Below are 2,238 nucleotides of genomic sequence, written 5' to 3'. Positions count from 1 at the left end.
CCTCATGTTCGCGCAGCACACCGATAATCTGTTCTTCCGTAAACCTGGCTCGCTTCATCTGTCCGTCCTTCAGAAGGCCGGACTCTAACTTCAACTGGAGGAAATCGGCAGGGGCAGGTCAGGACGATGCGGCCAAAGAAGCACAGGACGATGGGATCAAACGATCTGTTCCGGGCGCGGCTGGACCAGATCATCAACACGAAGCACGAGCTGGTTCTGCTCGCGGACAGGATCGATTGGCACTGGATCGACGGCGAGATCGCACCGCTCTACAGCGAGAACGGCCGACCGGGGATCGAGACCCGTTTCATGATCGGGCTGTTGCTGCTCAAGCATATTTATGGGCTATCCGATGAAGGGGTGTGCGAGCGTTGGGTCCACGACCCATATTTCCAGTTCTTCACCGGCGAAGAGTTCTTCCAGCACGCCTTCCCGGACGAGCGCTCGGACCTGAGCCATTGGCGCAAGCGGCTCGGCGACAAGCTGGAGCTGCTGCTGGCCGAGAGCCTGCGGGTGGCGCACGAGGCCGGTGCGTTACGCAGCCAGGACCTCAAGCAGGTCACGGTCGATACCACCGTGCAGCCAAAGGCCATCACCTTCCCGACCGATGCCAAGCTGCTGCATGCGGCCATCAAGGGGCTCAATCGTCTAGCGCGAAGGCATGGCGTCAGGCTGCGGCAATCCTATTCTCGCATCGCCAAGGCCGCCGCGATGATGGCGGGTCGCTACGCTCATGCCAAACAGTTCAAGCGGCATCAGCGGCAGTTGCGCATCCTGCGCAGCCGGCTGGGCCGGATCATCCGCGATATCCGCCGCAAGATCGAAGGTCAGGCGGTGCTCGAGAACACCTTCGCCCTCCCGCTCGGCCGGGCCTCCCAGATCCGCTCGCAGCAGCAGCGCCAGCGCGGCTGGAAGCTCTATTCCTTTCACGCCCCGGAGGTGGAGTGCATCGGCAAAGGCAAGGCCGCCGCGCCTTATGAGTTCGGCGTCAAGGCCTCCATCGTCACCAACAACCGCCGGGCTCCCGGTGGCCTGTTCGTGCTGCACGCCAGGGCGCTGCCCGATAACCCGTACGACGGTCACACCTTGCGGGACGTCATCGACCGCACCGAGACGCTCACCGGCTGCGCGATCGAGAGGGCCTATGTCGACAAGGGATACCGCGGCCACGACGCGCAGAATCCCCGTCGCGTCTTCATCTCCGGCCAGAAGCGCGGCGTCTTCGGCGTCATCAAACGCGAGCTGCGCCGCCGCTCCGCCATCGAGCCCCTCATCGGACACCTCAAGGCCGAAGGTCACCTCGGCCGCTGCTATCTCAAAGGCCGCGCCGGCGACGCTGCCAACGTCGTGCTCTCAGCCGTGGGCTACAACTTCCGCCGCATCCTCGCCTGGCTCAGAGAACTCTTGTGCATGTTCCTGGGACAGCTATGGCGAACGCTCGCCTGTACCGCCCCGCTCAATTCGGCTTCTTAACGGACGACTGATTGGTGCTTGACGTCTATTTTGAACGCGTGGTGCGCCGGCGGTCGAGCTCCGCCATCGCAAAATAGGCGCTCGCCTTGCGCAGGATCTCGTTGGCCTGTCGAAGCTCACGGTTCTCCCGTTCCAGGGCCTTCAGCTTCTCGGCCATCTCAGTCGGGACGCTGGTCCGCTGCCCGCTGTCGATCTCGGCCTTCTTGACCCAGTCATGCAGCGTCTGCGGTGTGCAGCCGATCTTGGCCGCGATCGATGTCACCGCCGCCCAGCGGGACGGATGCTCGCTGGCGTGATCCAGAACCATCCGAACCGCTCGGGTCCGGACCTCGGGTGAGAACTTGTTCGTCGTCTTGCTTGTCATGGCTCCATCCTCTCAGGAGTTGGAGCCTCCGGCAAACCCGGGGCGGTTCACTACAGGCTGGGGGAACGGTACTGCTGGAGCACTGCCCTGGTATGCTCGGGCACACCGACCGGGCCTCCGGTAGAAGGGACCGTTGGAACGAGAGTCGCGCGCCGACTCAGTGCTGCGACCCGCATTGCGTAGTTTCGGTCAGCATTTCTAGAACGCTGCTCGCTTTACTTTATGACCAGTTGTCGCGGGATTGTGGTCAGGTCTTCCCGACCACTTTCAGTCACAATGAACGATTGAGTAATGGTGACGCCATCGTCGCCGAGCCATAGCCCAGGCATCATGTGAAACGCCATGCCCGGCTCAAGAACAGTGAGATCACTATTACGAAGACTAGCCGTGCGTTCTCCCCA

1 protein-coding gene and 2 pseudogenes are annotated in these 2,238 nt (G+C 62.4%); 1 reads left to right on the top strand and 2 read right to left on the bottom strand.

All coding sequences use genetic code 11. From position 1 onward, the window contains the following. Positions 1-126 precede the first annotated feature (126 nt). The gene (locus ABIB00_RS38870) at positions 127-1,473 is read left to right on the top strand and encodes an IS5 family transposase (protein ID WP_354107994.1); all 1,347 of its coding nucleotides are present in this window, start codon (positions 127-129) and stop codon (positions 1,471-1,473) included. 47 nt (positions 1,474-1,520) lie between these two features. Here ABIB00_RS38870 and ABIB00_RS38865 read toward each other — a convergent pair. Both ABIB00_RS38865 and ABIB00_RS38860 read right to left on the bottom strand, forming a co-directional pair. After that, a pseudogene (locus ABIB00_RS38865) lies at positions 1,521-1,837 on the bottom strand (transposase); the annotation flags it as partial. 215 nt (positions 1,838-2,052) lie between these two features. After that, a pseudogene (locus ABIB00_RS38860) lies at positions 2,053-2,238 on the bottom strand (M24 family metallopeptidase); the annotation flags it as partial.

Source organism: Bradyrhizobium sp. LB14.3, assembly GCF_040547985.1.
In the GTDB taxonomy this organism is placed as follows: Bacteria; Pseudomonadota; Alphaproteobacteria; order Rhizobiales; family Xanthobacteraceae; genus Bradyrhizobium.
Note: the sequence above shows the minus strand (reverse complement) of the source record. Positions and strands in the feature narration are given on the sequence as shown.